Raw genomic sequence first — 24,908 nt, forward strand, 5'->3', positions numbered from 1 at the left:
ACTGGTTTTTGATTATGATATTTAATTTACAACGTTTAATTTTTCACCTTTTAGAAATGCCTGCAGATTTTCAACGACAATACCCAGCAAACGATTGCGGGTTTCGCGTGGTGCCCAGGCAATATGAGGGGTAATGTAGCAGTTCTTAGCAGAAAGAAGTGGACTGTCAGCAGGAATTGGTTCTTTTTGTGCAACATCAATTCCGGCTGCAGCAATCTTTCCTTCATTTAAAGCATCGGCGACCTCTTTTTCATTAATTAAACCGCCCCGAGCAGTATTAATTAAAATGACGCCATCTTTCATTTGACTAATTGCTCCTTGATTTATCATTTCAGTTGTTGCCGGTGTTTGTGGTACGTGTAAACTGACGATATCTGCTTTTTGATAAAGTTGATCAAGTTCAACCTGCTTAACGTAATCAGGTAAATCTGATTTCGGACGATGGTTCCAAAAAATTACATTCATAGAAAAGGCATGACCAATTTCTGCCACTTTTTTTGCTATATGACCGAAACCAATAAGTCCTAAAGTTTTACCGTTTAGTTCCATTAACGGTTTTGCCCAAAAAGTAAAATCAGGATTGCTGCTCCAGCGACCTTCATGGACTAATTTGTTATGTAAACCGACTTGACTGGTAATTTCAAGTAGCAATGCAAAAGTAAATTGGGCAACGGCATCAGTACCATAAGTAGGGATGTTAGTAACAGGTATGCCAGCTTCACGAGCTGCAGTCGTATCGACAATATTGTAACCGGTAGCAGTCACGCCAATGTATTTAACGTTGGGAGCGGCCTCAAGCACATGTTTGTCAAGTGGCGTTTTGTTAGTCAAAACAATTTCAGCATCCCCAATCCGCTTTAAAATTTCATCATCGTCGTCCACTGGGGTACGATCGTAAAAGGTGCATTCACCTAGTTTTTCAAGAGGTGACCAATCTAGGTCTCCTGGATTTAAGGCATAACTATCTAAATTAACGATTTTCATAATTCAACCTCACATATAATATATCTATACCTTATAGTTTACTACATATTGCCGGCGTAACTATATATTATAAGATTGCAGTAAGATGGTGATTAAAAGAGCATTTGACAGTGTTCATAAATAATTTTAAAATTACTCTGTATTATGCATTTTAGTAATATCTTACAATTACTAGCAATGAGCAAATTAAATAGTGGTAGTATGTTATTTCTTCATAGATTTTATGCTATGCAATAGTCCATAAATAGTGGTATAAAATTAAAGTAGTAAATAAATATCTAAAATAGTGGAATTAAGAAGGAGTTATCAATGAAAAAATGTCCACAATGTGGCGCCATAATGGGAAAAGACGTCAATTTTTGTACGTCTTGCGGTTATGATTTGCGCAATGTTAGTGTACAAAAAGTAGAAGAGGCACCTACTAATCTAGTTGAAAACACTGCCCAAGTAAAGTCAAAACAAACTGAATCTCAGCCTGCAGCTGCAAGTGAGTCAATTAATTACGGAGATCAATTTCAAAATTACTGGCAATGGTGTGTTGATTCCTGGCGCAATCCAGGCACCAGTAGTCCTAATGTAGCAAGCTGGTATGGTTGGTTGACCATTTTGATTGAAGATGCTTTTGTTGTATTGGGTCTATATTATTGTGCCAATACTATAGTAAGTACCCTCATTAACTGGGCCAATCGCATGGGAGCCAACATTAATGGCTGGGAGAATTTTCATGTTCCCTTTAACGTTATGCTGGAAATATTTGTGGTGCTGGTGATATTTGAAGCAATAGTCATTGGCGGCTTTTATGCTGGTTATCGGTATGTCTATGACAGAAACCTGAGCTTTTTTGAGTTTATCAATCGTGGTGCCCATGCCTGCAACTTCAATCTGCTTATTTCTGCTGCATTCTTTTTACTAATGCTTTTAGGGCTAAATAGTATTAAATTTGTGATAGCCGTATTTATTATAATGCTAGCTTTATTCTTTGCTAGCCAGCATATTATATTATTTGGCGATCAGGGAGCAGTGCATGATAAAATTTTGGGCTTCTTAATTGCTTTTGCCATTATCTTTGTGTGTCTGATGATTTTAGATTCAATTATTTATAGTTCCATGGTCCATTCAATCATCAATCAAATTATGTCAATGCAAAATGGTTCAATGTAGATAGAGTGAAGGAAATGAATGATAAAAAATTTTGTCCTAATTGTGGTAAAGAGGTAAAGCCGAATGCGGAATTTTGCCCTAACTGTGGTCAAAAATTACCTCAGACCCTGCATAGTAGAAAAGAATATCGCAGTCAGCAGAAAAATACTGCCGCGCAGCCAGTTGTCAATCAGACACAAGCCACGGCGAGCTCAGTCCATCATCCCATGAAAAAAAGAAATAAGGTCTTGCTAATCTGCTTGGGAGTTTTGATTGTTGCATTTGCGGCATTCTATGCTTGGGGTTCTAATCATTATCAAAGAAATAATCAAATTAATCAGATTGCAGCCAGTTTGAAAAATCCTCATTCTGATTTAGCTCAATTCGTAGTTTCTGAAAATCCTAATGCCCGTGTGACAACGGCAGCTCTAAAGCCAACTCAGGAATATTATGCGGAACACTACGTTGAAGCAGATAAAATGGCTGATGCTTTTAAATACGGTAATGAATATGAAAATGTCAGCTTGGTCCAAAGCGGTCGTTATTTACTTTTATTTCCCAAATATTGTTTGCAATTAAAGACTTATACACCGCAGATTAGAACGAATCACGCCAATTCTACTATTTATGTCAACAATAAAAAATTTGGTGGCGTTGACGGCAGTGGGGAGGACTATTATAAAAAAATTGCTCCTTTATTTCCGGGTAAATACCACATTGAAGTAAAATCCATTGCGTCTGGTCACCAGTTATCGGCCGATAAAAGTACCACTATTTTTTCTAATAAAGAAATTAACATGAATATTAAAACTGTTAATTTCATGATTAAAAGTATCCCTTCTGCCACGATTTACATTAATGATAAAAAAGTAGGCAATCTTGATAAAAGGGGCACGAAAGTGTTTAAAGATTACCCTGTAACTGATGATATGAAGATCTATGTGGTTACTAAAGTTGATGGTAAATCTATCAAATCAGAGTCTGTTAATTATGACGATATGGGCTTTGAAGATGACGATGATAGCAACAGTAATGTCATTAAACCCGAATGGCCTGGCTTAATTAGTAAAGATGATGCTGAGGAGCTTTTAGAAAATGATTTTACTTCCCCAGATGAAGATGACTTTGTTGGTGGTGCTGAAAATAAAGGCTATCAGGAACTACATTCTCAAAATTCCGGTTTTGATAAGGATGACGATATCAATGAATATAATATGGAATGTTCTGTAGTTTCGATTACTCCAGCGCCAAATAATTGTAGCAGCGTAACTTACAAGATTACTTACACTTTTGAACACGATGATTTTGAACATAAGCAAGTGATGCTATACACTGGCGGACTTTTCAAACAAACTGGCGACAGCGATGACAGCAGTCAAAAGATTAAGTCAATTGGCAACGGCAAAATAATTAGTGATAAAAAATACGATAATTAATATTGTTTTTAAAAGTGAATTTTTTGATAGCACCTCCAAATTTGAAAAAATTTGGAGGTTTTTTTATGGCTTAAAACGCAAACTACACAAGTTACCAGAAGGAGTGTGGTCACGTATGATTCATATAGACTTATTAATTATCTGCGATAAAGTTACTGAATCATATTCAATCTGTACAAAATTGCAATGATTCTAAATATAGTGGGTGTTTCAGAAATAATTTAAGTATTTGACGGCATTTTTAAAGCAAGCGGGGGTATTTAGTTTAATATTTTCAATTTCAAGACTGATAAACCAGCGTTTTCTTACGACTTTTAGCAGTCTTTTTTATTTTGACCCAAATTTCTTTCCCATTTTAAAAAGAATTGACTCTAAAACATTATTTTTAGAAACCGCTTGCAAAAGAAGTTGATAGTGGTATAGTTAAATTAATAAATGGTATATATAAGAAACCACTTAGGAGATGCTGAAAATGCGAATGCAGGATTATGTGAAATATTCATCTGAAAAATTAGGTGAGAATTTTCAAAAAAGGGATGAGTTAATTAGCGGAGTAGCAAATCTGTTTTTAAAAAAGAAATATTTGAGTATTACCTTAATTGCTTCGGGTTCTTCTTATAATGCTTTAGCAATGATTCAGGATTCGTTGCAAGAGATGACAAAAAAGCCGGTGTATCTTCATACACCGGAATATGTTATGCAATTTGGCATTGCAGCTCAGGAAAGTACATTTATTATTGTTGTGTCACAGAGTGGCTCTTCGACCAATATCATTAATTGCTTGCAGTATTTACAAAAAAACGACATATTTGCAGTTTCTTTAACTGGCAATCTTGATAGTCAAATGAGCAAATACTCACAAGAAATTTTTGATTATGGACCTGGTAATGAGTACGTGGATTATGTAACTGTCGGCGTACAAACACTTGTCGAGTTCTTTTTGTTATTGGGCTGTGAAATTAGCATTCTAGATTCACAACAAAAAGAAGACTTTTATAAGCAACTACAGCAAATTATTTCATATCAAAAGGAGTTGATGGCGGAAACAGAAAAATTTATTCAAAATAATTATTTTGCCCTTTCAATGAAAAACCCTACTTTTTTCTGTGGTAATGGACCCAATTATGGAGTTGCAAAAGAAGGAGCTCTTAAATTTCAAGAAACGCTAAAAAGACCTGCAATGTATTACGAACTGGAAGAATTTCTTCATGGGCCGGATATGCAATTAACGCCAAATCATACCGTCTTTTTAATTGATGATATGCCTGTTTCTGGGAAAACTAGATTCTCAGAAGTTTTTGAAGCATTAAAAGAAATAACGCCAAATGTGTTTTTTATTACTAGCTCAAATCATTTGGAAAAAGATCATAGAATCTTGAAAACCCAAGCTGTGAATAACTGGTTTTTTGAACCCTATTATTCATTGCCAGTAGTGCAATTAGTGGCAGCAAAAATGACTGACGAGCTTCAGGCTTGGGCTACACATCCTTATTTTGATAAGTTTGATCAAAAAATTGCAATTAAAACAGATGATTATGACGAAGAAATCAAAAATATCAAGCAAAAGTGGGATTCAGATCATAAAAGTTAAATTAGCTTAGGAGGCTTAAAAATGATTAAGATGATTCGTGTTGACTATAGGCTGCTGCATGGCCAGGTTGCTTTTTCATGGACGCAAGCTTTAGGCGCAGACGCATTACTTCTAGTAAGTGATACTGTTAAAAAAGATCCGCTACGCATGAAGGCGTTGAGATTAGCAAAGCCAGCTGGAACTAAAGTAGTTATTAAAACTTGTGATGAGGCTATTGAGCAAATAAAAAGTGGGATTACAGATAAATATAAGCTGTTTGTCATATGTGAAACTCTACCAATTGCGGCCAAACTTGTTGAGGCTATCGGTGAAAAAGCAATTAATTTGGGCAATATGCCGTTTAAAGATAGTAAAAAGCAAGTGACTAAGAGTATTTTTATTGATCATGAAGATGTAGAAATAATGCAAAAACTGGTAGATCAAGGAGTTGAGCTTTTTATTCAAATGGTACCGACTGAAAACAAAATCGATGCTAAAAAGTTTTTAAAGGAGGTGTAAAAATTGATACTAAAAACTTTTTTAATTTTTCTTGTTGGATTATTGGGATATTCAGAATGGTTGCTTGGAACTAGTTATTTGCAAAGACCAATCATTCTCGGCCCTTTAGTGGGACTAGTTTTAGGTGATTTGCAAAGTGGAATAATTATGGGAGCAACTCTTGAACTTGCAATGATCGGTGCGGTTTCAATTGGTGCTTATGATCCACCTGATTTGGTTTCTGGCTCAATAATTGGTATTTCTTTAGCTATTGAGACCCATGCCGCTCCAGGTGCAGCACTAACACTGGGCATTCCAATCGCTGCCATTATGCAGGCTTTAGGACTTGCAACTGGTCAACCCTTAATGTTGGCTTTCATTCACCGCTGTGATAGTGCTGCAGAAAAGGGTAATACGAAAGCACTTACGCGAAATATGCTAATTGCTGGTTATATTCAAGACTGGCCCGGACTGGTTTTCATACCTTTAGCATTTTACTTTGGTTCTTCAACCGTGGCAAAGTTGCTTAATATAATACCTCAGTTTGTCCAAGATGGAATGAACGTTGCTGCAGGACTATTACCACTCTTGGGTTTTGCAATGCTAGCACAAATGATGATGAACAAAAAGGTGATAGCTTTCTTTTTCTTCGGCTTTTTCTTAGTAGCATACGGCAAAATATCAACTACCGGTGTAGCTATTTTTGCAGTAATAATGGCTGCCATAATGTACGTTTTCTTTGATAGAGATGATAAGAGTCAAAAGGGTAAAGATGCTCAACCAAGTGTAGAACAGGAAGGTGATGGTTTCGATGAGTTTTAATATTAAACCTAAATATGATAAGAAAATAAACAAATCCGATTTAGTTAAATTATTTTGGCGCAGTATTCCGTATGAACATTCTTGGAATTATGAGCGAATGGGAAATGTTGGCTTTGCTTGGGCAATAATGCCTATTTTGAAAAAATTATATCCCCAAAAGGATAAATTCATTCATGCTTTAAAACGTAACTTGGAATTATACAATATGACGCCATATATTGTGACTTTACCACTTGGAATTTCTGTGGCAATGGAAGAAGCCAATGCTAGCAATGAAGATTTTGATGAGACTTCTATTTCAGCGGTTAAATTAGCCTTGATGGGTCCACTATCCGGTATTGGTGATTCATTTTTCTGGGGTACTCTCAGAGTTTTAGCAACAGGTATTGGAACAACATTAGCTCTTAAAGGCAGTATTTTAGGGCCAATACTATTTTTCTTAGTATTCAATGTTCCACATTACATTATGAGATATTATGGTACATTTTTAGGCTATAGTTTGGGGTCGAATGTAATTAATAATGTCGAAAATTCAGGACTGATGGATAAGATCACCAAATATGCCTCAATGATCGGAATGATGGTTGTAGGTGCAATGACTCAAGAAATGGTCAGTGTTAATTTCATTACCAAGATTGGTGTTGGCAAGAGTGCATCAACAGTGCAGTCCCTATTAGATGGCATTTTCCCTGGAATTGCTACTCTTGCTCTATTTGGTGTAACTTATTGGATGCTCAAGAAGAAGCTTAATCCGTTGCTAATTATGTTTATTATTTTGGTGGTAAGTATAGCGGCAGCATACTTCAAGATCCTAGGAGCTTAGATTTAAAAGGAGAATAAAATGACAATAATGAAAAATTTTGATGTAGAAAAATATTTGCAAAATGGTAAAGATGTATATGCTCAAAGAGAAAATATCGAGAAATTAGCCGATAAATTATCTAAAAAAGAGTATCAAAACATTGTGATGATTGGTATCGGTGGAACATGGATGGAATGGTATCCAGTTGCAGAATACTTGCATCATTTGTCTGATTTTCCAGTTTACTTGGAAAATGCTGGTGAATTATTGGTTAAAAAGGATATTAACTATCTCACTAATAAGTCTTTGGTTCTTACTTCTTCGGATTCAGGTGATACCAAAGAAATTGTAGCAGCGGTGAAATACTGCAATCAAAAAGGAATTGATGTTTATGGTTTTACCAAAAATCCAGAATCTGCCTTAGGAAAATTGTTAAAAGAATCAATTAATGGTTCACTAGCTGAATGTGAAAATGCCTATTTAATGTACTTTATGCTAACTTTACGTATCTATCAAAATTGGGGTTACTATAAAGATTACGACCGCTGGACAAATCAAATGAAACAACTTTATCCTAACCTCTTAAGATTCAGAGAAGAATTTGAGCCAAGAGCGCAGAGTATTGCGCGTAAATATTACAATGCCCCATTAACTATGACTGTGGGCTCAGGGATGCTGTGGGGTGAAACATGCATGTTTTCAATGTGTATCTTAGAAGAAATGCAATGGGTTCGCACACGCCCTGTTACTTCAGCTGACTTTTTCCATGGTGCATTAGAATTAGTTGATGATACTTTGCCAGTATACTTAATCAAAGGCGAAGACGAATATCGTGCGTTAGATGAACGAGTAGAGCGCTTTTTGCCAAAACATACAAATAGTTTTGAAGTCTTTGATACTAAAGACTTTGTATTTGAAGGAATTGATGATGATTTTAGGCAAATTTGCTCGCCAATGATTATAACATCGCTTTTAACTGATCGTTTAGCATCATGGTATCAACAATATACTGGTCATGACCTTAATTTCCGTCGCTACTATCGTCAATTTGATTATTAAAGCAAAAGAAAAAATCGTAAAAAGTCATAATCTTTTTACGATTTTTTAGCAAGTCTATGTAGCTATACTTAATAGGTTTCTTTTTCACCTAAAATACCACCAAGAGTAAATTGTAGATTTAATTCTTCTGAAATTAGATAACTTTCCGTATATTCAACTGCATTATTTTGTTCATCAAAGCCATAATAAATGATGTAATAAAGAAGGTCTCCTTTTTTAATTTTTAACAATCTGGCTTCTTTTGTTAAAGCTGGAATAACTTGAATAAATTGGGAAAAATGTACGGGTTTATGTTTTTTAGAGTCCATATAGTCATAGAGACTTACATTCTTAAAATCGACTTGTGATGCATCCGGAAATAATTTAGCAGGTAAGTAGTTATATTCTATAGCAAAAGGTCGTTCTTTAATTTCTCGAATTCGATGTAAGGCAAAGACCTTACTTTCGTCATTTAATTTAAGTTTTTCATTAAAAAAAGCGTTGCCGCTAATGAGATCAGTACCAACAACTTCATTAGAAAAGTGAATACCATTTTTGGTTAGCAATTCAGAAATTCCTGAATTAGAATTTTTATCAGTAAAAGCCAAATTAAAATATACATTTTCTTTATCTGGAGTTACTGATGTAACAAATGTGCCACTACCTTGTTTGCGATAGAGCAATCCCTTTTTTTTCAATGAATCTATAGCTTTTTTGACAGTCATGCGATTTACACCGTATTGTCTTGCTAAGTCGCGTTCACTCGGTATTTTAGATCCAGGTAAATACTTTTTACTAAGAATTTTTTTCTCAAGCAAATCCTCTATTTGAATATAAAGAGGGGCATGATAAAGATTATTCATTATTTTTCTTTTTCTTTCTTTAAATTATTATCTATTGACACTAATAGTGAATTGGACGGAATTTTCTTTGATACAAAGTAAATAATTTCATTATCAATAAAAACTTTGGATGAGCGCTGTAGAATTTTACTCCTAACGGGAACATCTAATAAATTAGCATCTTCAAAATTTACTGATTCAATTGATAAACTTTGGTACTCTTTTAATTTTTTACCTTGATATTTTTTAGCCAGTAAATTCCAAAAAGAACATTCTTGTAGTCGCTTTAAAGGTAAATTTTTGGCTAGTTTTTCTGGAGCATATATGTAATCAATTGATAAAATTATATTATTTTGTTGTTCATTTGCAGTTCGTTTATAAACTAGTAAACGAATTTGTGTAGCAAGTGGAACTTCTAGTTTTTGAGCAATCTTTTTGTTAGCTTCAAAAACTTCATTCTTAACAATATAATTACGAATAATATGATGAGTTTTCTTGCCAAAAAATTCTAGCCAATCTAAATCTTCTTTTGGTTGATTAATAATATAATCATTAGCAATTAAAGAAATGATCCCTTTGTTTTTTAAAATTTCCAGCGCCTCTCTAATTGTATTTCGGGAAACTGAATATTTATCTGCTAACTTCCTTTCGGAAGGCAAATAGTGAGTGTAAATTTTATTTGAAATTTGGAACCTGATGTCTTTGGCAATTAGTTCGCTTTTATTTATGATATTGAACATTTTAATAGCTCTTTCTTGTCAATATTAGATAACTTAATATTAGCTTAACACTGAAGTGATAGCAATTCTGAAGAATATTTTTTCAGATTAGGTGCATAGATAATGATATTTTAATGGTATAGCAAAAAGAAAAATTGGTCTAGTAATTATACCAATATTTTGGAGGAAATAATGACAAAATTTGTAATTGCAACACACGGATATTTTGCAAAAGGATTAAAAATGTCTACAGAATTTATTATGGGAAAGCGGAGTGATTTATTCGCAATATGTGCCTATACACCAGAATGTAAAGATTTTCCCAAAGCTGTTCAGACAATTATTAATAATAATAAAGGCGACATAGTTTTTGGAACTGATATTGCTGGTGGTAGTGTAAATACTGATTTACAGAAAATTGTTGCTTCTAGTGATAGATTGCATCTGGTAGCTGGTATTAATTTACCTTTTTTACTGCAGTTTTTAACTTCCAATGAAACAAATGTTTCTGAAGTTATAAATAAAAGTATAGAGGCTGCTAAAGAAGGAATTGTGAATTTTGATAATTTAAACACTGAAACGTCTAAGAATGCACTAGATGATTTTGATAGTTTTTAAATAGTGTGGATAAAATGATTGTAAAAACAATACTAATATTTTTGATTAATTTTCTAGGATATTCAGAATGGTTATTAGGAACCAGCTATTTGCAAAGACCTATAATTTTAGGTCCCTTGGTTGGCCTAGTTCTAGGAAATTTGCAAGATGGCATTGTCATGGGAGCAACGCTTGAACTTGCCATGATTGGTGCAGTCTCAATTGGAGCATATAATCCTCCTGATTTAATAGCTGGAACGGTTTTAGGGATTTCCTTAGCAATTGAGTCGCATGCTAATGCGGCGGCTGCATTAACTTTAGGAATTCCAATTGCAACGGTAATGTTGGCACTTAATACTGCTGTCGGACAGCCCGTGATGTTACTATTAATTCACCGCTGTGATAAAGATGCAGATAAAGGAGATACGCGCGCGATAACGCGAGACATGTTGCTATCAGGCTGGGCACAAAATTGGCCAGGAATTATTTTCAATCCACTAGCTTTTTATTTTGGTTCAGCAACAGTAGCAAAATTATTAAACATTATTCCACCGTTTGTGCAAACAGGAATGAATATAGCAGCTGGTTTGCTTCCGTTACTCGGTTTTGCAATGCTGGCTCAAATGATGATGAATAAAAAAGTTGTAGCTTTCTTCTTTTTAGGCTTCTTCCTGGTGGCATATAGTAAAATTTCCACTACTGGAGTAGCTATCTTTGCAGTAATTATGGCTGCCATCATGTATATTTTATTTGATCAGGGTAAAAATAAAAAAGCTAATATAGATGTAGAAGAAGAGAATGATGATGGTTTCGATGAATTTTAGCTTTTAATTTATTTGGAAAGCGCTTTCTTATTTTAAATGAATAAAATAACATTTTTTGAGAATAAAACTACTGTAATTACTCTCAATATTGTGCTATTATTTTCTTAGACCAAGAAAGAGAGGTAGATTACTCCATATGCATGTGTTAACTCAAAATTTTGAGCAATTTGCTATGGGGGAAGTGCGGCTTTCTTATCTGAACAATCTGTTGTTGCTGTTTTTTAATATGATCATTAATGGACTTAGCATATCACGCAACGTGAAATGCTAAGTCTTTTTTGATTGCTATATTTCCAGATCAGGAGGAAATCATGCCAAAATTTAAGAAGTTTTTAGTTGGTGCTATTGCAGTTTTGGGCACTGCTTTACTTGCTGGGTGCTCTAACTCAGCTAAAAAACAAGCTGATAGCGGTACACCAAAGTCTCTCAACGTGCAGTTCGTACCGAGCGTTTCTGCTAATACTCTGGAGACTAAGGCCAAACCATTAGAAAAAATGCTATCAAAGCGTCTGGGCATTCCAGTCCACGTTTCAGTTTCAACAAGTGGTAATGCACTGGTAGAAGCAATGAAATCCAAAAAAATAGATGTCGGTTTTTTACCAGGTGATGACTATGTCCAAGCACATAAACAGCATGCAGCTGATGTTTTATTACAGTCAGAGCGTTTTGGTTTAACTAGACCAGATGGTAACTGGACTAAAAAGTTAGTTCATACTTTCCATTCCGAAATTCTAGTTAGAAAAGACTCTGGTATTAAGAGCTGGAGGGATCTTAAAGGTAAGAAAATTTCAATTCAAAGCCCAACCTCAACTTCTGGTTATATTTTCCCAGTTGCCGAATTAAAGCAAAAGGGACTGGATGTTCCTCGTAGCTGCAAGCTGGTTACTACAACTGGACATGATCAGGCGGTTCTAAATGTTTTAAATAAAGATACTGATGCAGCCTTTGTTTTTGAGGATGCCCGTAATAATGTTATTAAAGACAACCCTAAGATTAAATCGCAAGTAGTGCCAATTTATTACACAACAGAAATTCCTAATGATACTATTTCTGTCATTCCGAGTTTGTCAAAATCCTTCCGGGAAAAGTTAGCTAATGCATTTATTGCTATTGGTAAATCTAAAGAAGGTAGAAAAGTAATCGAACGCGTTTATTCACATGAAGGATATGTCAAAGCTAAAGATAGTGACTATGACACTGTTCGTAAATATGAAAAAATTGCTGAGTCAATTAAAAAGTAATTAAGCTTATAAATAATTACTATAAAGTGCATCTTTTGTTGTTTGAACAGGAAAAGGTGCATTTTTTGTGGTTAAAATAATATAGAATTAAAATAGTTAGGAATAAATTTTTATAATAATTTGCAATTATTGCTTTAGCAAAAAGGAAAAGATTGTTTTAATGATTTTAATTAAAAAGCAACTTTTTAAGTTTATATCAAGTTATCGAACAGTTTCAAACATTGACAAACAAAAGAGAACAGCTATAATTAAAATGAACTAAGTTAGTTGCATAATCTAGTTTAAGAAGTAGGTTACTAATGTTAAAGAGTGAAAGACTGAAAACTATTTTACAAGTTGTAAAAACACAGAAATTTGTCACAGTAGACGAATTAGCACAAGCTTTAAAAGTTTCTGATATGACGATCAGGCGAGATCTGAATGAGCTCCACAAGGCAAGTAAGATTTTACGTGTTCACGGTGGCGCGCAATTATTGTCTGATCAAACTCGAACTGAAAAAAGTTATCAGCAAAAACGTGAAATCCATAGTAAAGAAAAATATGAAGTAGCAAAGAGAGCTTGTAATTTAATTCATGAAAATGATTCGATTTATGTTGGACCAGGGACGACGTTAGAATTACTGGTGGCTAATCTCAAAGTTAAACATTTACGCATTGTTACTAATTCATTGCCTGTATTTGAAGCTGCCAAAAATAATATGAATGATTACGATTTAATTATGGTTGGCGGTTCTTACAGAAGAATCAGCGGTGCTTTTGTAGGTGCTTTGGCCAATAACGAGTTAAAAACTATGTCATTTTCTGTTGGTTTTGTCGGTGTTAATGGCATTAAAGATACTTCTTTAACAACTGCTAACTTAGAAGAAGGTCAAACCGAAGGTATTGGACTGAATCATTCGCAAATAAAATTTGTGGCAGCTGATTATACTAAATTGGATCATAGTGATTTTCACCAATTTTATGATTTGCGCAATGTAGATGGTTTAATTACTAATCGGGGAATTGAGCCTGAGTTGGAAAAGCATTACAGTCAATTTACGACTATTTATAAATAGTTTTTTGAGAGGAGATTTGGCTATGAAGGTTGTCATTGGTAGTGACAAGGCAGGTTTTACCTTAAAAGAAAAAGTAAAAGATTACCTGAAGGCACATCACTATGATGTTTTGGATGTTACTCCGGAACCCGCTGAGGATTTTGTTGAATCTAGTTTAAAGGTAACTCATGAAGTATTAGACAATGGCATTAAAAAAGCCATTATGTTTGACGAATACGGCGTAGGGTCTGCCATGGCGTCAAATAAGGTTAAAGGCATGGTTACCGCAAATGTTAATGAAGAAAGAACTGCACATATGACTGCTATGCACAATGGTGCAAAAGCTATTGCTTTAGGTAGCGGTATTGTAGGCGAAAAACTGGCTTATTCAATCGTGCAACATTATTTGGATACTGAATATGCTGGCGGCCGCCATCAAGTGCGTTTAAATATGCTTGAAGAAATGATTTAAGGAGGCTTACTAATGCTAGATAATGATAGACCACAACCCGAGTTTGTTGATCCTAAAAATGATAAGCATATGGTCATTGCTTTAGGTAATGATCATATCGTTACTTCTGTTAAAATGGCTATTTCTGATCATTTAAAAGAAGAGGGATATCAGGTCATTGATGAAGGTACTCATGATAATACCAGAACCCACTATCCAATTTACGGTAAACGTGTTGCTGAAGATGTTGCTGATGGTCGTGCCGATTTAGGTATTGTCCTTTGTGGTACTGGTATCGGTATTTCTACCGCTGCAGATAAAAACGAGGGCGTTCGTGCAGCAATGGTTGGAGATGTTGCTCAAGCTGAATATGCTCGGCGCGAGTTGAATGCCAATATCCTTGGTTTTGGTGGTATCGTTTTAGGACGTGACTTTATTTTTGACATTGTTGATTCTTTCTTAAATGCCAAATATGAGTCTACTCCAGAAAGACAAGAGTTAATTGCCAAAATAGACGGTATTGCCAAACCAAATCCTGATCAAAAGGATAACGTACACTTCTTTGATGAAGAAAATAAGAAGTGGGCTGAAGGCGTATATCACGACTAAGACAGCTAAATAATATAAAAATAAAGAATTAAAATTTTAATCGCACATTAAAGCCATGATTGTAAAATCATGGCTTTTTAATATCTCAAAAATAACAAATTATTATAAATATTACTTTGAGTGATCGTGTCTTAATAAAAATTTTATTTAAAAAGGCTAGTAAGATTAAGTTTTTGATAACATGATCTTATTAGCCTTTGTCTTTGTAACAAATAATTTAATGTTGCAAATTACAATTTAGAAAAGTAAGTCAGAAATATAATAGTTAATAATTTCATTGTTACTGACTAGTTTAAATATTAATGTTCTTAAAAATGATTTATAATTTAACTGGGTTATTGGATTTTAATTTAGAAACATACTTTTGGGCATTTTCTTTAACTAGATCAAAATTGCCATCTTTACCTGGCCCCACGAGATTACTGCCTATCCCTACTGCTGCAACACCTGCTTCTACCCAATCTGAAATATTATTCATATCAACGCCTCCAGTAGGCATTAAGTTGGCATTAGGAATTGGGCCTAAAATACTTTTGACAAATTCAGTACCTAGCACATTACCAGGAAATACCTTGACAATATCTGATCCATAGGACAAGGCAGTGGTTATTTCTGTTGTGGTCATGCATCCAGGAATATATGGTCTTTGGTATAAATTGGAAATTAAGGCAATTTTTTTGTTGAAATTTGGACCAACAATAAAATCAGCACCAGCTAAAATAGCCAAGCGTGTTGAAACTTCATCCAAGATTGTTCCAGCACCTATTATGATATCATTATGGCTCTGGTATTTTTCTTTTAATTTTTTGATTACACTATCAGCCGAGGGAACGGTATAGGTGAGTTCGATTGTTTTGATGCCGCCAGCAATACATGCGATGGCATCATTATAAGCCTCTTCAGCGGAAGCTCCTCTAACAACCGCAACTAAGAAATTTTGATTAATTAATTTTAAAATATCTATTTTTTTATCCATTTTGTCTTCTCGTTTCCAAATAATAAATTATAATTACAAATGATAAATTCAATTTGAGTATAACGCTTACAGTTTTTTTAATCAAGAAAGGAAATAAATTATGGCAGATAAACTTTATGGTACTGTCCTTTTAAAAGCAAAAAGAATAATGGACGTGCTTTCTGCATCAGAAAATAGTTTAACTTTGGAACAAATATCCAGCGCAGCGGCTATACCCAAGCCAACAACATTTAAAATATTGAATACTTTGGACTACATAAATTTTGTGAGAAAAGATAAATCTGAAAAAAAATATTCGTTAGGTACGAATTTAATTGGATATGGGAGTAGAGCAATGAGCAGCTTTGATATAGTCACTATTGCTGAACCATATTTGACTGAATTAAATAAAGTAACAAGTGAGACAGTAAATTTGGGAATTGAAGAACATGATCAAATAGTTTTACTTAAAAAAATTGATAGTCCACAACCGGTTAACTTAAATTCTAAAGTTGGTGGAACTCTCGAACTCTATTCTTCTTCAATGGGTAAAGCAATTTTGGCAACGAAAACGGAAATAGAATTAGATCAGTACTTCTCTAGTGTTGAATTAAGACCTTGTACTCCTAATACAATCACTAGTATTGCTGAATTAAAAAAACAAATTGCTGCAGTTCAAGATGAAGGCTATGCTATTGATAATCAAGAAAATCAGGCGGGGGTTGTTTGTGTCGGAGCCGCAATTCAGAAATATGGTAAAGTCTTTGGAGCGATAAGTGTAAGTACGCCGAAGTATCGTTTAGATGAATTGTTACTTAGTGATTTAAAAAAGCTTGTAAAATCAACAGTTGATCAAATTAATCAAATAATTTAAAAAAAGTACTTGTAAAATCGCTTACATTGTATTATATTTTATTTGCTTGAATAAATAAGAAATTTAATTTCTTATATGGAAAGGAAAAGACGATGTATGAAGACTTAACCAGAAAAAATGATAATGCTATTTATGAAATTTTTTTAACTAAAAAAGAAATCGAAAAAGCAATAGACCAGGCATTAAAGCAAATTAAATTGAACATTGAATTTTTTGATGATCTTTTTCCTGCACCAGCCGCTACTAAAGGGGTGTACAAGAGAATTAGTAATACTGAATGGACTAATGGCTTTTGGACAGGAATTTTATGGTTAGCTTATCAGCATACTAAAGAACCGGGTTATAAAAAAATTGCAGAAAAAAATGTTACTTCTTTTGCAGACAGAATTAATAAAAAAGTTGCTGTCAATCACCATGATTTAGGTTTTTTATACTCAACTTCAGTAGTTAGTGAGTACAAAATTACTGGAAATAAAAAAGCAAAGGAAATTGCCTTAAAAGCTGCTGACTGTTTATTATCGAGATTTCAGCCCAACGGCAGATTTATTCAAGCTTGGGGCGATTTAGAAGATGATAAAGAATACAGACTAATCATTGATTCATTAATGAACATTCCTTTACTTTATTGGGCAGAACAAGTTACCCAGAATTCTAAGTATGGTGAAGTTGCTGATCAGCATTATCGAAATGTTATTAATACCGTTATTAGAGACAATGGTTCTACATATCACACATACTTTTTTGACAGAAAAAGTGGTAAGCCACTAAAGGGTATGACTAAACAAGGTTATAGCAATGACTCAAGTTGGGCTAGAGGTCAGGCTTGGGCTGTATATGGTATTCCACTTCATTACAAATATCGTCATAATCATAAAGATTTTAAGATCTTTACTGGCGTAACTAATTATTTTTTGAATAGATTACCAGCTGATTTTATTCCATATTGGGATTTGATTTTCAATGATGGTGATAATCAACCTAAAGATTCCTCTTCGGGTGCTATCGCAATTTGTGGAATTGCTGAAATGCTAAAAAATTTACCTGAATCTTTTAGTTATAAGCAAAAATATGTGATATTGCTGCACAAAATGATGAGATCTTTGATTGATAATTATGCAAATAAAGATCTGAAACCGGGCGCACCATTATTGGATCATGGTGTGTACTCTTGGCATTCAGGTAAAGGAGTTGATGAAGGAAATATTTGGGGAGATTACTTTTATTTTGAAGCACTTATGAGATTTTATGAAGATTGGAAAGTATTTTGGTAGAAAAAGGCGAATTAAATGACAAATCCTAATATTGTTGCCGTTCGTTTGGATGAGAGATTAATTCATGGTCAAGGTAGATTATGGATTTCTAATTTAGGGGTCAATTTGGTCATAGTTGCTAATGATGAGGTTGCAAAGAGTTCAATTCAGCAAACTTTAATGAAGTCACTATTACCAGACTCGATTGGAGTTAGATTTTTTACAATTGCGGAAACTATCGACAAGATTTTTAAAGCAGCCCCTCAACAATCAATTTTTATAATTGTTAAAACTGCTGCTGATACGTTAAAGCTAATAGAAGGAGGCGTACCAATTAAGAAATTAAATGTAGGAAATATCCATTTTAAAGATGGTAAAACTAAAATCACAAATTATATCTCGGTAGACCATCAAGATATGGCAGCCCTTAAAACAATGCGCGATAAATATCATATTGATTTTAATACTCGTGTTACTCCTATTGGAAACGAAGTTGGGTCAGATTTTAATTTGAATAAATACGTAGATGAATGGAAAGGAGAATAATTATGAACTTTACTGTTTGGCAAGCAATACTCGTAGGTTTATGGGCCGCATTTTGTTTTGCGGGACAAGTTTGGGGTACATATACTAACAGGGCTTTATTTATTTCTTTTGGTGTTGGTCTTATTTTAGGTGACTTAAAAACTGCGGTTATTTTTGGAGCCACGGCTGAATTAGCCTTTATGGGTTTTGGCGTGGGACCCGGAGGCTCAACACCACCTAACCCACTTGGACCAGGTATTGTTGGTTCAATTTTAGCAATATCTATGCACAAGTTATCGCCTAGTGCAGCTTTAACTTTATCGTATCCATTCGCTATGTTGGTACCATTTATTATCACTTTGATATTTACTATTAATTCAGGTTCTATGGCTTCTGCCAAAAAAGCTGTTAGCGAAGGAAAATATCACAAATTCAATATTATGTCTAATTTAACTTTGTGGGAATTTATGTTATTTGCTTTCTTGTTTGGTCTCACAGCAACATTAAGTACCTCAGCTTTAAGAGCATTTGTAATGATGATTCCACAGTGGCTAATGAATGGCTTAACCGTTGTAGGTGGATTACTTCCCGCTGTCGGTTTTGCACTTATTATGAGTACCATGCTTAAAAAAGAATACATTCCTGCAATTATTTTTGGATATATTTGTGTTGCTTACCTCAAGATGCCAGTTATTGGACTTGCGTTTGTAGGTGTAGCATTAGCATTTAACAATTATTACAATCGTAAGAAGTCTGGAAATAATAATCAGAAACAAAGCAATGGAGGTGTAGAAAATGGCATCTAGAAAACCAGTTCTAACAAAAAAAGATTATGCCATCTCTGTTTTAAGATCATATTATTTACAAAATGTTCAAAATTATGGAAATATGCAAGGAACAGGTGTTTTAAAGTCAATTTGGCCAGAATTACATAAGATTTATCAAGATGATGAGCAAGAATTCAAGCGAGTAGCTATTTCCAACTTGGAATTTTATAATACCAATCCACAGCCTTATCCCTTTGTTACTAGCATAATGCTGGCTATGTATGATAGCGGTCAAAGCGAAAATGATGTTCAAGCTATTAAGATGGCATTGATGGGACCTTTAGCTGGTATCGGTGATGCACTATCACAGTTTGCTTTAGCTCCACTGTTTTCTACTATTTTTGCTTCACTTGCTTTACAAGGTATCATTTATGCACCATTAATGTTCTTCGCCTGTTTATTTGGAATTACATTTGGTGTTAGATGCTTAATGGGCTATTTAGGTTGGAAAGTCGGTACAAGTATCATTGATACTTTGAGTGACAAAATGGCTGTCATTGCTGATATTGCCAGTACAATTGGTTTAACTGTTATAGCAGGATTATCTGTTTCATTCGTAAAAGTGAATCTGGGACTTAAATATTCCGCTGTAATTAAAGGAAAGACGCAATTAGTCACAGTTCAGGCATTTTTAGATAAAATTATGCCGTATTTATTGCCAGTGTTGTTAATTTACTTTGTTTATTGGCTGATTACTAAGAAAAAGTGGACGGTTTATAAGATTATTCTTTTACTATTAGTCTTGGGAATAGCACTTTCTGCTATGGGCATATTAGTTCCTTGAGGTAAATAATTATGAAATATGATGTATGTATCATAGGACATGGTAATTTTCCTTCTGGAATAAGGTCAGCTGTTAAATTAATTGCTGGAACTTGTGACAGAATCGCATGTTTTAATTTGAACGAAGAAACAACTCATGAACAATTTGAGAAAGATATTGATCAATATCTTAAAGCACATGATAATGTGATATTTTTTGCTGATATGATTGGGGGAGCTCCATATCAAATCGTCGCTAAAAAGATTTTGTTGCAAAACGATAAAAATAAGTGTGTCGTTGCTGGAGTTTCATTAAATTTAGTCTTAGATATATATCTTAAAAATATGTCTGATCAGCTAACTACTCAAAACATTGATGAAGTAATTATGCATGTAATTACTGAATCAAAATCTTTAATGAAAGAAATTACTTGTCGAAAAGATTTAGAAAAAGAGTGCTAAAAAGTGTCGTGGATTAACATTTTAATAACCATCATGGTAATTATATTGATAATTCTTTATTTTGTAGTTATTCCCATTGCCAGAAAAAAGAGCAACGAAAGGAAAAAAACAGAAATGGATAACTTTTTTTCTTCGTTACAGAATGGTGAAAAAGTAATGCTGCTTAGTGGCGTTGTAGGAACCATTAAAAGCATAACTAAAGACTATATTAATTTAAAAGTTACAGATAATGCCGTAATCAAAGTCAATAAGCATGGTATAGCTTCGAAAGTCAAAAATGAATCTGAATAATATGGAAGAAAAACGAAAAATCAATTTAAAGAGCTTGGTTCATGAAGGCAGAATTTCATATGCAAAAGACTATTTGCAAAACGCAAAATTAGTCTTGAACAATCAATTTCGATTTCAACATGCTTATGATATGGAGCCGAGCCCCGAAATTTATCAGTTAAATAGTTGGTTAAAGTCACCTAATGGTGATCCTGAATGGCTTTATGTTTTAAAACGTCAAGAATACTTACAGGATCTTTTATATTCTTATCTTCAAACAAATGAAGTTAAATATTTATTTGAAATAAAAACTTTAATTTTTGAATGGCTAAAAAATAATGATATGCAAGACTCAATACGGTATAAAACTTGGCGAACAATTGATACAGGAATAAGGTTATTGAATTGGTCAAAACCTCTCAGTTATTTAATTAGCAAGGAAATTATTAATTTAGAAGAAATCACTCAAATTAATGACTCAGTAAAACGTCAAGCTAAGTATTTAAGAGATAATTACATTGAAAAGTATGATTTAAGTAATTGGGGCGTATTAATAACTACAGGAATACTAACTTTTTCTGCTGAACATCCTGATGTAATAAGCAGTCAAATTGCAGATTGGGCTTTAAAGAAATTAATTCAAGAGTTAAAACTGCAAATTGATGAAACAGGTCTGCAATGGGAACAGTCACCACTTTATTTTATTGAAGTGTTTAGAAGTTCGTTATCTGTTGTGGCCAGTTTTAAAGCTAATGGCGAGCCTGTCCCGCAAGATATTATAGTTGTTTTGAAAAGAATGCTTCAAGTATGTGATTACTTGGTTAAACCAAATGGCCAGCTTTTACAGCAAGGTGACACAGATTCAATTAAAATTGACGACTTAATTGCCACAGCAAAATACCTTTTAGATGGTCAATATTATCCAGATGCGTATTATGATTTTTTATTAATTTCTCTTGCAGATAATGCAGAAGTAGATTTTGCTTCACAAGATTTAACTACTAAAAAATATTATGATTCAGTTATTTCAGGGAACTTTTTCTTTAAGGATACGAGTAAAAAAGATTATTGGCATATATATAATGGCAATTTAGGAAGTGGTCATGGTCATGCAGCTTCCGGTCATATAGATCTGGTCATTAATAATGAAGACATTTTTCTTGATCCTGGAAGATACACATATGTTAATTCACATGAGCGGAGAAATTTGAAGTCGGGCTATTCACATAATGTTGTTCTGGTAGATAATTCTTTTCCTACTGTTCCTTTAAATTCTTGGAAGTTTAGCACAGTGGTCTCAAATCAAAGGAACGAAGTACAGCATTTTAAGAAATTTGACAGTGTTAAATGTTCGTATATTGATAAAAAGGCAAAATACATTGTAACGAGATATTATATCTGGATTAAGGCTCATGAAATAATGGTTGTTGTAGATGTTTTGGAAAATACTGGTAAACATCTACAGAGTGATAACTGGATTTTTAGCCCTATGTGCAAAATGAAAGAAATAACCCGAAGCCAAATTAAAATTAGCACTGAGAAAAATGAATATTATTTATTTCATTCGCTAAAAAAGGTTGAATTTGAAAAGCAAATCATTTCAGATAGGTACAATCAATTACAGGACACTTTTAAACTAATTATTTCGGATAAATTTGAAAACAACAATGTTTCCTACACAGTAATTGGCAAAAAAGATGTGATTGAAAATGTTGAGCATGTTAATTCAGTAAGAAATGGTAAAGTTGATACCAGCGATATTCACAATTACGGTTTAGTCATTTCTTTAAAAGGGAAAAAGAAGATAACTGTTGACATTCAGCATCAAAATACTATTAAAGGAAATAAATTATATTTTATAAATAATTTGCCTTTTTACGGCAACATAGGCGTTAAAGAAGGGTCCAATAAGGAAGAGGTGAATTAAAATGAAAAAGAAACAAACCCTTTCTTTTATAATAACTATAGTTTTAGCTGCTTTTGGCATAGCTTTTACCCAAACAGATGTTAAGGCGGCTACATATTATGTTGATCCTAAGGGAGCAGACTCAAACAACGGGTTGAGTAAAAACCACGCTTGGAAAACTCTGGGTAAAGTAAATTCTGTTAAATTTTTACCTGGCGATAAAATTTTATTTAAGAGTGGAGCTACATGGAATGGTCAACTTCATCCTCAAGGAAACGGTAATGAAAATCAACCAATTGCAATCAGCAAATATGGTGGAAAAATAAAGCCTCTTATTAATGGTAATGGTACAGCTAATTATGTTAGAAATTCTGGGACTGTGATGTTAATTAATCAACATGATTGGATTATTAAAAATCTGGAAGTTACAAATTATAGTACCACGGTTCATTCGCAAAGATCGGGAATCTTAGTTATCAATAATACCAATACACCTGAAAAGAATATTACAATTACTCGTAATTTTGTTCATGATGTTAATTCTGATACACAAGTGGATCACGCCTGGAAAGTAACAGGTGGAATCGTACTGATTGGAATAAATGAAGATCTTAATGGCAAAATCAACAAAAGCAAAAACTTCGGATTTCAGAATGTTTCGGTAACAGATAATCAAGTCAAGAATGTGGCTACCGCTGGAATTAGGAATAAAACAACGATGCTTTATTCTAATGGTTCGGAAAGTTATCCCAAGTTAAATAAAAATATTAATTATGAAAATAACACTGTCGACGATGTGTTTGGTGATGGAATGATTATCTCTGAAGTCGCAAGTGAAGGCACAGTCAAAAACAATGTTGTTAACAAGTTCTGTAATGCAAATACTAATTATAACTATGCTGGATTATGGGTAATGTCTTCAGACAACGTTGTAGTTGAAGGAAATGAAGTTGCCAACGGCATGTATGGTAGTAACGATGGCACAGCTTTTGATATTGACTTAAATTGCAAAAACGTTATTGTTCAGCACAATTATTCTCATGATAATGCTCGCGGCACAGTGTTATTTATGAATTATTCTAGAAATGGAGTATTCAGATATAATGTCAGCATTAACGATGGGTGGGACAATAATAAGTTAATTTCTTACTTACCGGATGTTGATACAGAAAAGGTTGACATTTATAACAACTTGTTTATTACCAATCCCAACACAGCTGAAATTTTTAAGACAAGTTCTCAAAATAGAGCTCTGAAATTCGTAAATAATGTCCTTGTGTCTAAATCAGGAACAATAAAAGCTTTTAATGATGATAATATGACTGGTGATATAGATATTTCTAATAATGCTACTTACGGTTTTAATGACAGATGGTTTGTTAATAGTCAAAATATTAAGTTAAAAAATCCGGAATTTGTAGCACAATTACTAGCTGATATTCAAAATAGCAATCCAGGAATAAAAAATATCAACATCGCTGAATTATTGCAAATGAAAGAGTTACAAAATTCTGGTACAAGAATAGCAAATAATTTAACAGACTTTTATGGGAATCCTGTTTCTGTAACGCCTTCAATTGGGCCCTTAGAATTAAAGTAATATAAGAAAGGTTTTTATTTTATGAAAATGAATATTAATTATGGTCATAATCCTGAAGATATAAAAAATTATTCAACTTCAGATTTAAGAGATCAATTTTTAGTTGAAAAAGTATTCGAACCAGGAAAAATAAATTTGACTTATACATACAATGATCGAATGATTCTTGGTGGAGTAATGCCCACCAAGAAGCCCCTAGAAATAGTTTTAAATAAGGATTTAGGAGTAGAATATTTCCTTCAAAGACGGGAATTAGGAATTATTAATTTAGGAGGCGATGGAGCTTTAGAAATTGACGGTAAGAAAGAACAAATGACCAAACATGATGGCTTTTATATTGGTAAAGGAAATAAGCATGTAGTATTCACTTCTACAAATGTTAAAGATCCCGCAAAGTACTATGTTGTATCAACACCAGCACAGAAAACATATCCTAATAAAAAGTTGTTATTTAAAGATGCTCTCAAGAAGTGCTTGGGGGATCAAGAACACATGAATAAACGGACTATTTATAAATACATTGATGCTAGTCAGATGGATACCTGTCAATTACAGATGGGATATACCGTTTTAGATAGTGGTTCAGGGTGGAATACGATGCCTGCACATACTCATGCTAGACGTATGGAAACTTACCTCTATTGTGAGTTTGCTTCTTCAGATACTCGTGTGTTTCACATTTTAGGTAAACCAAATGAAACCAAAGAAATAGTTATCAGGAATGAACAAGCTGTAATCAATCCCAGTTGGTCGATACATTGTGGAGTAGGCACAACAAACTATGCTTTTATTTGGGCTATGGCCGGTGAAAATCAAACTTATGACGATATGGATACAATTCCAATGGAAGATTTAAATTAAAAGAGGATA

Annotated in this window: 27 protein-coding genes; 23 read left to right on the forward strand and 4 right to left on the reverse strand. The window is 33.6% G+C overall.

Going from position 1 to position 24,908, the window contains the following annotated elements; translation table 11 throughout:
- Nucleotides 1-21: 21 nt before the first annotated feature.
- Nucleotides 22-984, reverse strand: a complete 963-nt coding sequence (locus H3U49_RS09270; RefSeq protein ID WP_198181098.1) for a D-2-hydroxyacid dehydrogenase — start codon at nt 982-984, stop codon at nt 22-24.
- Nucleotides 985-1,293: 309 nt separating this feature from the next.
- Here H3U49_RS09270 and H3U49_RS09275 point away from each other — a divergent pair, with 309 nt between their 5' ends.
- The 7 genes from H3U49_RS09275 (at nt 1,294) to H3U49_RS09305 (ending at nt 8,311) form a co-directional block, all read left to right on the forward strand.
- Nucleotides 1,294-2,145, forward strand: coding sequence for a zinc ribbon domain-containing protein (locus H3U49_RS09275; protein ID WP_198181099.1), 852 nt, complete (start codon nt 1,294-1,296; stop codon nt 2,143-2,145).
- A gap of 14 nt (nt 2,146-2,159) precedes the next feature.
- Nucleotides 2,160-3,560 (forward strand): zinc ribbon domain-containing protein, encoded by a 1,401-nt coding sequence (locus tag H3U49_RS09280; RefSeq protein WP_198181100.1) that lies wholly within the window; start codon nt 2,160-2,162, stop codon nt 3,558-3,560.
- A 472-nt stretch (nt 3,561-4,032) separates the two neighbouring features.
- Nucleotides 4,033-5,151: an SIS domain-containing protein gene (locus H3U49_RS09285; RefSeq protein ID WP_198181101.1), complete on the forward strand. Its 1,119-nt coding sequence runs from the start codon at nt 4,033-4,035 to the stop codon at nt 5,149-5,151.
- 21 nt (nt 5,152-5,172) lie between these two features.
- Entirely contained in the window at nt 5,173-5,649 is a 477-nt protein-coding gene (locus H3U49_RS09290) for a PTS sugar transporter subunit IIB (protein WP_045927611.1), read from the forward strand.
- A gap of 3 nt (nt 5,650-5,652) precedes the next feature.
- Nucleotides 5,653-6,450, forward strand: a complete 798-nt coding sequence (locus tag H3U49_RS09295; protein WP_046331647.1) for a PTS sugar transporter subunit IIC — start codon at nt 5,653-5,655, stop codon at nt 6,448-6,450.
- Nucleotides 6,440-7,273, forward strand: coding sequence for a PTS system mannose/fructose/sorbose family transporter subunit IID (locus H3U49_RS09300; RefSeq protein ID WP_198181102.1), 834 nt, complete (start codon nt 6,440-6,442; stop codon nt 7,271-7,273). Before H3U49_RS09295 ends, H3U49_RS09300 begins: the two co-directional genes overlap by 11 nt.
- Before the next feature lie 18 nt (nt 7,274-7,291).
- Nucleotides 7,292-8,311 carry an SIS domain-containing protein gene (locus H3U49_RS09305; protein ID WP_198181103.1) on the forward strand — a complete coding sequence of 340 codons (1,020 nt, stop codon included), beginning with the start codon at nt 7,292-7,294 and terminating at the stop codon, nt 8,309-8,311.
- Between the two features lie 68 nt (nt 8,312-8,379).
- Here H3U49_RS09305 and H3U49_RS09310 read toward each other — a convergent pair whose 3' ends face one another.
- On the reverse strand, nt 8,380-9,153 hold the full coding sequence (locus H3U49_RS09310) for a GntR family transcriptional regulator (RefSeq protein ID WP_198181104.1): 774 nt from the start codon (nt 9,151-9,153) through the stop codon (nt 8,380-8,382).
- Nucleotides 9,153-9,872, reverse strand: a complete 720-nt coding sequence (locus H3U49_RS09315; protein WP_198181105.1) for a GntR family transcriptional regulator — start codon at nt 9,870-9,872, stop codon at nt 9,153-9,155. The genes H3U49_RS09310 and H3U49_RS09315 overlap by 1 nt, the downstream gene beginning before the upstream one ends.
- Before the next feature lie 171 nt (nt 9,873-10,043).
- Between H3U49_RS09315 and H3U49_RS09320 the strand changes: the two genes are divergently transcribed.
- The 6 genes from H3U49_RS09320 to lacB all read left to right on the forward strand — a co-directional run bounded on the left by H3U49_RS09320 (nt 10,044) and on the right by lacB (nt 14,607).
- Nucleotides 10,044-10,469, forward strand: coding sequence for a PTS sugar transporter subunit IIA (locus H3U49_RS09320; protein WP_198181106.1), 426 nt, complete (start codon nt 10,044-10,046; stop codon nt 10,467-10,469).
- 14 nt (nt 10,470-10,483) lie between these two features.
- Nucleotides 10,484-11,272, forward strand: a complete 789-nt coding sequence (locus tag H3U49_RS09325) for a PTS sugar transporter subunit IIC (protein ID WP_198181107.1) — start codon at nt 10,484-10,486, stop codon at nt 11,270-11,272.
- A 311-nt stretch (nt 11,273-11,583) separates the two neighbouring features.
- Nucleotides 11,584-12,513 carry a phosphate/phosphite/phosphonate ABC transporter substrate-binding protein gene (phnD, locus tag H3U49_RS09330; RefSeq protein ID WP_046331650.1) on the forward strand — a complete coding sequence of 310 codons (930 nt, stop codon included), beginning with the start codon at nt 11,584-11,586 and terminating at the stop codon, nt 12,511-12,513.
- 299 nt (nt 12,514-12,812) lie between these two features.
- On the forward strand, nt 12,813-13,568 hold the full coding sequence (locus H3U49_RS09335) for a DeoR/GlpR family DNA-binding transcription regulator (protein WP_198181108.1): 756 nt from the start codon (nt 12,813-12,815) through the stop codon (nt 13,566-13,568).
- Nucleotides 13,569-13,590: 22 nt separating this feature from the next.
- Entirely contained in the window at nt 13,591-14,019 is a 429-nt protein-coding gene (lacA, locus tag H3U49_RS09340; RefSeq protein WP_045927617.1) for a galactose-6-phosphate isomerase subunit LacA, read from the forward strand.
- A 69-nt stretch (nt 14,020-14,088) separates the two neighbouring features.
- Nucleotides 14,089-14,607, forward strand: a complete 519-nt coding sequence (gene lacB, locus H3U49_RS09345) for a galactose-6-phosphate isomerase subunit LacB (RefSeq protein WP_198181168.1) — start codon at nt 14,089-14,091, stop codon at nt 14,605-14,607.
- A gap of 319 nt (nt 14,608-14,926) precedes the next feature.
- Here the strand turns inward: lacB and H3U49_RS09350 are convergent, their stop codons facing one another.
- Complete coding sequence (locus tag H3U49_RS09350; RefSeq protein WP_198181109.1) at nt 14,927-15,583, reverse strand: bifunctional 2-keto-4-hydroxyglutarate aldolase/2-keto-3-deoxy-6-phosphogluconate aldolase; 657 nt, start codon at nt 15,581-15,583, stop codon at nt 14,927-14,929.
- Between the two features lie 100 nt (nt 15,584-15,683).
- Here H3U49_RS09350 and H3U49_RS09355 point away from each other — a divergent pair, with 100 nt between their 5' ends.
- The 10 genes from H3U49_RS09355 (at nt 15,684) to kduI (ending at nt 24,899) form a co-directional block, all read left to right on the forward strand.
- Nucleotides 15,684-16,436: an IclR family transcriptional regulator gene (locus H3U49_RS09355; RefSeq protein ID WP_198181110.1), complete on the forward strand. Its 753-nt coding sequence runs from the start codon at nt 15,684-15,686 to the stop codon at nt 16,434-16,436.
- Between the two features lie 92 nt (nt 16,437-16,528).
- Nucleotides 16,529-17,707 (forward strand): glycoside hydrolase family 88 protein, encoded by a 1,179-nt coding sequence (locus H3U49_RS09360; protein WP_198181111.1) that lies wholly within the window; start codon nt 16,529-16,531, stop codon nt 17,705-17,707.
- A gap of 15 nt (nt 17,708-17,722) precedes the next feature.
- The gene (locus tag H3U49_RS09365; RefSeq protein WP_034980599.1) at nt 17,723-18,232 is read left to right on the forward strand and encodes a PTS sugar transporter subunit IIB; all 510 of its coding nucleotides are present in this window, start codon (nt 17,723-17,725) and stop codon (nt 18,230-18,232) included.
- A gap of 2 nt (nt 18,233-18,234) precedes the next feature.
- On the forward strand, nt 18,235-19,017 hold the full coding sequence (locus H3U49_RS09370; RefSeq protein WP_034980601.1) for a PTS sugar transporter subunit IIC: 783 nt from the start codon (nt 18,235-18,237) through the stop codon (nt 19,015-19,017).
- Nucleotides 19,007-19,822, forward strand: a complete 816-nt coding sequence (locus H3U49_RS09375; RefSeq protein ID WP_034980604.1) for a PTS system mannose/fructose/sorbose family transporter subunit IID — start codon at nt 19,007-19,009, stop codon at nt 19,820-19,822. The genes H3U49_RS09370 and H3U49_RS09375 overlap by 11 nt, the downstream gene beginning before the upstream one ends.
- A gap of 11 nt (nt 19,823-19,833) precedes the next feature.
- Nucleotides 19,834-20,262, forward strand: coding sequence for a PTS sugar transporter subunit IIA (locus H3U49_RS09380; protein WP_198181112.1), 429 nt, complete (start codon nt 19,834-19,836; stop codon nt 20,260-20,262).
- A 33-nt stretch (nt 20,263-20,295) separates the two neighbouring features.
- The gene (gene yajC / locus H3U49_RS09385) at nt 20,296-20,553 is read left to right on the forward strand and encodes a preprotein translocase subunit YajC (protein ID WP_232347694.1); all 258 of its coding nucleotides are present in this window, start codon (nt 20,296-20,298) and stop codon (nt 20,551-20,553) included.
- The gene (locus H3U49_RS09390) at nt 20,540-22,459 is read left to right on the forward strand and encodes a heparinase II/III family protein (protein ID WP_198181113.1); all 1,920 of its coding nucleotides are present in this window, start codon (nt 20,540-20,542) and stop codon (nt 22,457-22,459) included. Before yajC ends, H3U49_RS09390 begins: the two co-directional genes overlap by 14 nt.
- 1 nt (nt 22,460) lies before the next feature.
- Nucleotides 22,461-24,038 carry a hypothetical protein gene (locus H3U49_RS09395; RefSeq protein ID WP_198181114.1) on the forward strand — a complete coding sequence of 526 codons (1,578 nt, stop codon included), beginning with the start codon at nt 22,461-22,463 and terminating at the stop codon, nt 24,036-24,038.
- A 27-nt stretch (nt 24,039-24,065) separates the two neighbouring features.
- Nucleotides 24,066-24,899: a 5-dehydro-4-deoxy-D-glucuronate isomerase gene (kduI, locus tag H3U49_RS09400; protein ID WP_198181169.1), complete on the forward strand. Its 834-nt coding sequence runs from the start codon at nt 24,066-24,068 to the stop codon at nt 24,897-24,899.
- Nucleotides 24,900-24,908 lie beyond the last annotated feature (9 nt).

This window comes from Lactobacillus sp. W8174, from assembly GCF_016100975.1.
In the GTDB taxonomy this organism is placed as follows: domain Bacteria; phylum Bacillota; class Bacilli; order Lactobacillales; family Lactobacillaceae; genus Lactobacillus; species Lactobacillus juensis.

What these genes read in the sequence shown, in the direction of transcription:
- H3U49_RS09270 (WP_198181098.1), bottom strand. Translation starts at nt 984, where the DNA reads ATGAAAATCGTTAATTTAGATAGTTATGCCTTAAATCCAGGAGACCTA.
- H3U49_RS09275 (WP_198181099.1), top strand. Translation starts at nt 1,294, where the DNA reads ATGAAAAAATGTCCACAATGTGGCGCCATAATGGGAAAAGACGTCAAT.
- H3U49_RS09280 (WP_198181100.1), top strand. Translation starts at nt 2,160, where the DNA reads ATGAATGATAAAAAATTTTGTCCTAATTGTGGTAAAGAGGTAAAGCCG.
- H3U49_RS09285 (WP_198181101.1), top strand. Translation starts at nt 4,033, where the DNA reads ATGCGAATGCAGGATTATGTGAAATATTCATCTGAAAAATTAGGTGAG.
- H3U49_RS09290 (WP_045927611.1), top strand. Translation starts at nt 5,173, where the DNA reads ATGATTAAGATGATTCGTGTTGACTATAGGCTGCTGCATGGCCAGGTT.
- H3U49_RS09300 (WP_198181102.1), top strand. Translation starts at nt 6,440, where the DNA reads ATGAGTTTTAATATTAAACCTAAATATGATAAGAAAATAAACAAATCC.
- H3U49_RS09305 (WP_198181103.1), top strand. Translation starts at nt 7,292, where the DNA reads ATGACAATAATGAAAAATTTTGATGTAGAAAAATATTTGCAAAATGGT.
- H3U49_RS09310 (WP_198181104.1), bottom strand. Translation starts at nt 9,153, where the DNA reads ATGAATAATCTTTATCATGCCCCTCTTTATATTCAAATAGAGGATTTG.
- H3U49_RS09315 (WP_198181105.1), bottom strand. Translation starts at nt 9,872, where the DNA reads ATGTTCAATATCATAAATAAAAGCGAACTAATTGCCAAAGACATCAGG.
- H3U49_RS09320 (WP_198181106.1), top strand. Translation starts at nt 10,044, where the DNA reads ATGACAAAATTTGTAATTGCAACACACGGATATTTTGCAAAAGGATTA.
- H3U49_RS09325 (WP_198181107.1), top strand. Translation starts at nt 10,484, where the DNA reads ATGATTGTAAAAACAATACTAATATTTTTGATTAATTTTCTAGGATAT.
- phnD (WP_046331650.1), top strand. Translation starts at nt 11,584, where the DNA reads ATGCCAAAATTTAAGAAGTTTTTAGTTGGTGCTATTGCAGTTTTGGGC.
- H3U49_RS09335 (WP_198181108.1), top strand. Translation starts at nt 12,813, where the DNA reads ATGTTAAAGAGTGAAAGACTGAAAACTATTTTACAAGTTGTAAAAACA.
- lacA (WP_045927617.1), top strand. Translation starts at nt 13,591, where the DNA reads ATGAAGGTTGTCATTGGTAGTGACAAGGCAGGTTTTACCTTAAAAGAA.
- lacB (WP_198181168.1), top strand. Translation starts at nt 14,089, where the DNA reads ATGGTCATTGCTTTAGGTAATGATCATATCGTTACTTCTGTTAAAATG.
- H3U49_RS09350 (WP_198181109.1), bottom strand. Translation starts at nt 15,583, where the DNA reads ATGGATAAAAAAATAGATATTTTAAAATTAATTAATCAAAATTTCTTA.
- H3U49_RS09355 (WP_198181110.1), top strand. Translation starts at nt 15,684, where the DNA reads ATGGCAGATAAACTTTATGGTACTGTCCTTTTAAAAGCAAAAAGAATA.
- H3U49_RS09360 (WP_198181111.1), top strand. Translation starts at nt 16,529, where the DNA reads ATGTATGAAGACTTAACCAGAAAAAATGATAATGCTATTTATGAAATT.
- H3U49_RS09365 (WP_034980599.1), top strand. Translation starts at nt 17,723, where the DNA reads ATGACAAATCCTAATATTGTTGCCGTTCGTTTGGATGAGAGATTAATT.
- H3U49_RS09370 (WP_034980601.1), top strand. Translation starts at nt 18,235, where the DNA reads ATGAACTTTACTGTTTGGCAAGCAATACTCGTAGGTTTATGGGCCGCA.
- H3U49_RS09375 (WP_034980604.1), top strand. Translation starts at nt 19,007, where the DNA reads ATGGCATCTAGAAAACCAGTTCTAACAAAAAAAGATTATGCCATCTCT.
- H3U49_RS09380 (WP_198181112.1), top strand. Translation starts at nt 19,834, where the DNA reads ATGAAATATGATGTATGTATCATAGGACATGGTAATTTTCCTTCTGGA.
- yajC (WP_232347694.1), top strand. Translation starts at nt 20,296, where the DNA reads ATGGTAATTATATTGATAATTCTTTATTTTGTAGTTATTCCCATTGCC.
- H3U49_RS09390 (WP_198181113.1), top strand. Translation starts at nt 20,540, where the DNA reads ATGAATCTGAATAATATGGAAGAAAAACGAAAAATCAATTTAAAGAGC.
- H3U49_RS09395 (WP_198181114.1), top strand. Translation starts at nt 22,461, where the DNA reads ATGAAAAAGAAACAAACCCTTTCTTTTATAATAACTATAGTTTTAGCT.
- kduI (WP_198181169.1), top strand. Translation starts at nt 24,066, where the DNA reads ATGAATATTAATTATGGTCATAATCCTGAAGATATAAAAAATTATTCA.